Origin of the sequence: Anaeromicrobium sp. (genome assembly GCF_025210435.1) — a bacterium.
Taxonomy (GTDB): Bacteria; Bacillota; Clostridia; order Peptostreptococcales; family Thermotaleaceae; genus Anaeromicrobium.
This window is the reverse complement of the sequence record NZ_JAOART010000015.1, coordinates 1-5,344: the sequence shown is the minus strand read 5'-3', so window position 1 is coordinate 5,344 and position 5,344 is coordinate 1. Positions and strand designations below refer to the sequence as shown.

The 5,344-nt window shown below is 29.6% G+C and carries 7 protein-coding genes; 3 read left to right on the top strand and 4 right to left on the bottom strand.

Annotation, left to right across the window (positions count from 1 at the left end; all coding sequences use genetic code 11):
* Nucleotides 1-167: 167 nt before the first annotated feature.
* The 4 genes from N4A57_RS01545 to N4A57_RS01530 form a co-directional block, all read right to left on the bottom strand.
* Nucleotides 168-383: a hypothetical protein gene (locus N4A57_RS01545; protein ID WP_293655634.1), complete on the bottom strand. Its 216-nt coding sequence runs from the start codon at nt 381-383 to the stop codon at nt 168-170.
* Between the two features lie 203 nt (nt 384-586).
* On the bottom strand, nt 587-1,273 hold the full coding sequence (locus tag N4A57_RS01540) for a hypothetical protein (protein WP_293655632.1): 687 nt from the start codon (nt 1,271-1,273) through the stop codon (nt 587-589).
* Between the two features lie 16 nt (nt 1,274-1,289).
* Nucleotides 1,290-2,117 (bottom strand): ImmA/IrrE family metallo-endopeptidase, encoded by an 828-nt coding sequence (locus tag N4A57_RS01535; protein ID WP_330671417.1) that lies wholly within the window; start codon nt 2,115-2,117, stop codon nt 1,290-1,292.
* 1 nt (nt 2,118) lies between these two features.
* Complete coding sequence (locus N4A57_RS01530; protein ID WP_293655628.1) at nt 2,119-2,472, bottom strand: helix-turn-helix domain-containing protein; 354 nt, start codon at nt 2,470-2,472, stop codon at nt 2,119-2,121.
* 308 nt (nt 2,473-2,780) lie between these two features.
* On the opposite strand from N4A57_RS01530, the gene tnpA reads away from it, so the two are divergent.
* From tnpA to tnpC, 3 genes are all read left to right on the top strand, one after another.
* Nucleotides 2,781-3,101, top strand: a complete 321-nt coding sequence (gene tnpA, locus N4A57_RS01525; protein WP_293655626.1) for an IS66 family insertion sequence element accessory protein TnpA — start codon at nt 2,781-2,783, stop codon at nt 3,099-3,101.
* Nucleotides 3,101-3,340 carry an IS66 family insertion sequence element accessory protein TnpB gene (gene tnpB / locus N4A57_RS01520; RefSeq protein WP_293655624.1) on the top strand — a complete coding sequence of 80 codons (240 nt, stop codon included), beginning with the start codon at nt 3,101-3,103 and terminating at the stop codon, nt 3,338-3,340. The genes tnpA and tnpB overlap by 1 nt, the downstream gene beginning before the upstream one ends.
* A 174-nt stretch (nt 3,341-3,514) precedes the next feature.
* Nucleotides 3,515-5,140, top strand: a complete 1,626-nt coding sequence (tnpC, locus tag N4A57_RS01515; protein WP_293655622.1) for an IS66 family transposase — start codon at nt 3,515-3,517, stop codon at nt 5,138-5,140.
* Nucleotides 5,141-5,344 lie beyond the last annotated feature (204 nt).

The window sequence follows — 5,344 nt, the reverse complement described above, 5'->3', positions numbered from 1 at the left end:
GGTATTTTCTAAGGAAAAGTATTTTTTGCATTATTGATAAAACAAGTAAATTAGCCATAAGTAAAATAATAAAATCCAAGCAAGTTAGTTCCTCAGATTATGAGGATTTACTAGCTTCTTAGTTATACATAACTTTTGACTGTCCAGTAATATAATAAATATAGATATTATAAACAAAGATACATATGTATTATCAACAGTATTACATATCTATCTCTTGCATGGTCATCTACATGGTATCTGATCAACTTACATTTTTCACCTATACCCTGTATTGCAAATCCCACAATCCATGATATAGAAATAAATAATACTCCTAAAATAAATGACATATTATCAATCATAATTTCAATTTGAATTATTCTCTGAAAAACTATCATCATTAATAAGGCTCCTAGAACTACTTTTGCTAGTAAATCTCTTAATATAAATCTAGAGTAAAATGCTTTTTGCTCATATAATTTTCTCCAAATCTAATATATTTATTTTAGTATACATGAAAATACCCTATAGGGTAGACTTTTTTTAAATCATCTACTCTATAGGGTACATTATAATGTTTCTTAGATGTTTTTATATTTTATTTTTACCGTTTATTTTCAGCAACAGACATGACTATCTCTTTCTCAACATTAATTTTTATGTTATCTATCAATCTTTTTAAATTAGCATTACTATGAAATTTATCATATGCTCTTGCCATAACCTGTTCAAAAGTAAGTACAGTCCCTTTATTTTTGAGTATTCTAGGTACATGGTCTCCATATATCTTTATAAAACTTTCATAACTCTTTTTAAGCTCTACTATCTTATTTTTTCCAAATGCCCAAATATGTAAAAACAATATATCACAAAAGTTAATAATATCAACAGCTGCCAATGATTTTATATAAGAAGAAGCCTTATTATCGTCAGACATGTAATAATATATATTACATGCTTTCGCAAATGCTGCTGTTATCCTTTCACCTTCGTTAATGGGATTGTCTTTTGGATCATCACTTAGATCTTCTTTCTTTAATAACTTATAAGTCTCTCTGTAAAGCCTCTTTTGCTGATTAGTCAATCCTCCATAGTTCAAAACTTTGATTTCCCCATTGTTTTTTAATTTTACAATACTTCTTCCTTCTTCAGTATCTTTTCTTATTTCGTACTGATAAACATAATCACTAACGTAAATACAACCTAATGTATCTAATGCATACTTAATTGAATTAGTTTCTACTAAGTGAATAAGAATATCAGCATCAAATATAGCTTTAACTCGTGCCAAACTTCCAACTCCTCACTTACTCTAATAAACTATCCATAAAGTTTTTCGCAGCATCAGTCAATTCCTTATGGCTTTCATAACCAAACTTCTCTGGTTCACAACCTAGGTATCCAAAAATCCTCACCAAATCATCATAAGTAGTATCTCCATTATCAAAATTAGCTTTAAGAACCTCTAAATCCCTTTGCAATATCAAAGTAGCTTGTGATGGTATATTAAGATCATTCTTGTATCCTAAATTTTTAGTTAGTTTTTCTAAATCATCATAGGTATTTAAGATTGCCTCAAGTTCCTGCTTCTTATTATCCTCAATCACACCCACTTCTTTCAACCTTTTAGTGATAGCAACATAATCAACACCATATTTTTGCTGGAATTTAATTACAGTACTAAAATCTATATCCTTTGTTTGATTTAGGGTCATTTTATTAATATAGACCTCTATATCTTCTTTAGGCATAAGCAATTCGGTAGCAAAACAATTTGCCATAAGTTCATTTACATCTTCGTCATCATTATCCACCATCTCTTCAATAATAGAATTTTTCTTTATATACACTCTATTTTGAAGTAAGTGATATATTTCATGGGCTATTGTAAATCTTTCATTTCCTAATGTAAGATTTGTATTCGTGACAATAACAAACGTATCATGCTTGTATCCTATAAAACCAGCCAACTTTATATTTTCAAATGGAGTTCTTATAAGTTCTATATTAATTCTCTCATCTTGTTCTAATAAATCTAAAATTTCTAATAGCTGATTTGCACAATAATTGCCTAAGTTATATTTATCTCTAAAATTTCTCGCCCTCTCATATGCAATTTCTCTAAAATCAGCCAACTTACTCACCTCTATAAATTTCTTTTTGTGTACGCAGAGCATCCATTAGCAATTCAATGCGTTTAACTTCTAATAGATCCTTTCCTTCCATACCCTTTGCTCTAAAAGCCATAACAAAAGATTCTTCTTTTTCCTCATCTTTTGCTTCCTCAATATATTCATATAATGTATCAACATCAATTGAAAATACCTTACTTATATTCACTGCTTCTTCTAAAGAAATTGCTCTTTGGCTATTTTCTATTTTAGCAATGATAACTCTACTTAATCCCACTCTCTTACCAAGCTCTTCTTGAGTAATTGCCATTTGCTTTCTTAAAGAACTAATTACTTCTCCAATATTATTGAATCTCATATTAACACTCTCCTTGATGTATATTATATAGAACATTCCATTGACTTTCAATACCATACTATGTATTTAGTTCTAATTTAGTACATTTATTTATATATTTAACTTTTCTTATCTATTGTATTCAAATAAGTTGAATTAAACTCATTATTATTTTGAACTTTATTAAATGGTAAGCGATGGAACAAATGTAAGCGTACAAAAATTACCGTCTTTAATAAGAAAATCGTATCAGTCAAATAATTGACACCTAGTAAAATCACCCTTGCATTGATATACTCTGATTAAAATAATACATTAGAGTGATTTTTATGCGGCAGAATGCTTTACCTAACTGGGAGGAACTTATTAGTATACATAAAGATTATGATGGCACAATAGTTGATTTCTGTAAGATACATAATATTAATAAAAATAGCTTCTACTACTATAGAAAAAAGTTCGGAGATGTTAATAATAATGCTCCTAGCTCTACCTTCCGTAAAATTGAGGTTAATCATACTACTAGTACTGAAGTTACTACTTTATCAAAACCTAATATGATAATTATCAATATAGGTAATGCTACTATGACTATTCCAGATACAATTGACACTAGTACATTAACGACAATTATGAAGGCTTTAGCCTAATGTTAAATATTGATAAAGTAGACAATGTATATCTAGCTTGTGGGGCGACTGACCTTAGAAAGAGTATTGATGGTTTAGCTGTTTTAGTTAAATCATCTCTTAAGTTAGATCCCTATGAAAAGGCTCTATTCGTATTCTGTAATAGAAGTAAGAATAGGCTTAAAATTCTTCACTATGATAATGGCTTTTGGCTATACTATCATAGAAAAGATAATGGAAGATTCAATATTAATAGATAAAAATGAACTTGATTGGCTACTAAAAGGTTTTGAAATCAGAAGAAATATACAAACTGAAAAACGTAAAATAATGAACTGTTTTTAGTTCTTGAAAACCCTGTACACATTGAAAAATACAGAGTTTTATGATATAATAAATATGCAGAACATTTCAAAACAAGGGGCTAAAATACAATGAATACAGATTACCCATTAGATGATAAAACTCAGGAATTAATAGATAGATTAAATAGCGAAATTGAATCTAAAGAAAATGAGCTAGACTCTAAAGATGCTAGAATAAAATCCCTTGAACAAGAAAATGCAGTTCTTAAAGGTATTATCAAAAATAACAATAAAAAGATATATGGTAACTCCAGCGAGAAGATAGATTCAGACCAGCTATCAATATTTAATGAAGCTGAGGCCAGTGGTGATTTAAAAACTGAGGAACCTGCTATTGAGGAAATTACATATACAAGAAAAAAGTCTTCTAAGAAAACTAAAGATGAGAGCTTTGAAGGTCTGGAAACTGTAGTAATAGAACATAAGTTAGATGATACTGCATGTCCAAAATGTAATGATGACATGCATGTAATAGGTAAAAAGAGTACAAAGAAACTTAAGTTTGTACCAGCTAAACTATACATAGAAGAACATGTAGTCTATTCATATGCTTGTAGAGAATGTGAGAAGAATGACATAGCAGCTACAATAGTATCTGCAAAAGCTCCTAAATCATTTATTCCAAAGAGTATGGCAACAAATGAACTACTTTCCCATATACTCTATCTAAAATACTCTCATGCAATGCCCCTTAATAGGCAAGAAAGTTACTTCAAAATGCTAGGAGCAAACCTTTCAAGACAAACTTTATCAAACTGGGTACTTAAATGTGCTGAAGCATTTGATGATATATATAGACATATGAAAATAGAACTTCTAAGCAGAGATTATATTCATGCTGATGAAACCACAGTTATGGTAATCAATGAGAAAGGCAAAGAATGTAAATCAAAGAAATACATGTGGCTGTATAAAACAGGGACATCTAATAAGCCTGTCATAATATATGACTACCAAAGCACAAGATCTAGTACATGTGCAGTAAACTTTTTAAAAGGGTACTGCGGTTACCTTCAAACCGATGGCTACAAAGGATATGGCAAGGTAGAAAATGTAAAATGGATATCCTGCCTAGCCCACATAAGAAGGAAGTTTCATAATATAATAGATGGATTGGATAAAGAAGCCCTTAAGATATCTAGAGCATATATAGGGTTTGAATATTGTGAGCAGCTTTATCATATTGAAAAAGAGCTTAAAGAACATGAGCTTAAAAAAGATTACTACGACATTAGACATAATGTTCGATTAGAAAAATCAAAGCAAGTGCTAGAGGATTTCATATCTTATGTAGATATAGAATTACCAAATGCAATGAAACGAAGTGCTCTAGAAAAAGCCCTAAAATATGCTAAAGATGAACTGCCAAAGCTAAGATATTTCTTAGAAGATGGTAGAATAGAGATCGATAATAACTCTTCAGAAAGATCCATAAAATCATTTGTGATAGGTAGAAAAAACTGGCTTTTTATGAATAGTAGGTCTGGAGCTAAGGCAAGTGCTAGGATATATAGCATACTAGAAACAGCCAAAGCAAATGGTTTAAAGATAGATAAATATCTAGAGTATCTAATGGATAAAATATCAAACCTAGATGAGAATAAAAAACAGTATAGCACTTTTAAAGAAATGATGCCATGGTCAAAGCATCTACCGAAAGACCTATATATACAAATACCAGAGCAGGAGTCCTAATGGGCTTCTTTTTTATAAAATTATTAAAGAACTAATGCAATTGTTGTATTTTATACATTTTTTCCGGTTCTTCGTTAATTTTGGTGAAAAAATTGATAAATGAATATTAATGCATTAATATGTAATCAGTACAAATTTATTTAGGAGATATTATGATGATTGCAGCTAAATATATACTACCCCAAATACATATTATAAATAGTC